1 pseudogene is annotated in these 782 nt (G+C 56.4%); it reads right to left on the minus strand.

From position 1 onward, the window contains the following. Positions 1 to 715 (minus strand): annotated as a pseudogene (locus ACR0EK_RS20310) (IS5 family transposase); the annotation flags it as partial. Positions 716 to 782: the final 67 nt, after the last annotated feature.

Genomic DNA, 782 nt, shown 5'->3' on the forward strand with positions numbered 1-782 from the left:
CCTCCAGTCCTTGAGCCTACCAAACATGATCTCAATACGGTTGCGCCGTTTGTATCGGCGCTTGTCATACTTCACAGTTGTCTTGCGTTGCTTTCGACCTGGGATGCAGGCGCTTATTCCTTTGTCTTTCAACGCGTCTCGGAACCAGTCTGCATCATAGCCGCGATCCCCGAGCAGCCAGTCGACTTCTGGTATGCTGCTCATTAGCGCTCGCGCACCGATGTAGTCACTGACTTGGCCAGCGGTGACAAAAAGGCTGATCGGTCGCCCTTGGCTGTCACAGATAGCATGCAGCTTCGTATTCATGCCGCCCTTGGTTCGGCCAATCAGGCGGCCACGCCCCCGTTTTTCGCGGCCATGCTGGTCGCGGTGCGATGTGCTTTCAGATAGGTCACGTCCACTGCCCGGCAGGGCATTGCGGAGCAATGTCCCGAGAGGGGATCATCACGGTCTTTTCCTCGCCGTGTTCGGCTGCCAAGCCGACCATCATCCGAGCGAAGATGCCTTTCTCACTCCAACGCTTCCACCGGCTATAAAGCGTCTTGTGCGGTCCGTATTCTTTGGGAGCGTCACGCCACCGCAACCCATTGCGATTGATGAAGATAATCCCGCTCAGCACCCTCTTGTCATCGACCCGTGGCTTGCCGTGCGACCGCGGGAAGAAAGGGGAAAGTTTGGCCATCTGCTCGTCGGTCAGCCAGAAAAGGTCGCTCATATCACCACTCCATTTTTCGAGCCGTGAATCATGCAGCGCCTTGAAAATCAATGCATCCTGACCCTAG

This window comes from Ruegeria sp. AE4, from assembly GCF_056542185.1.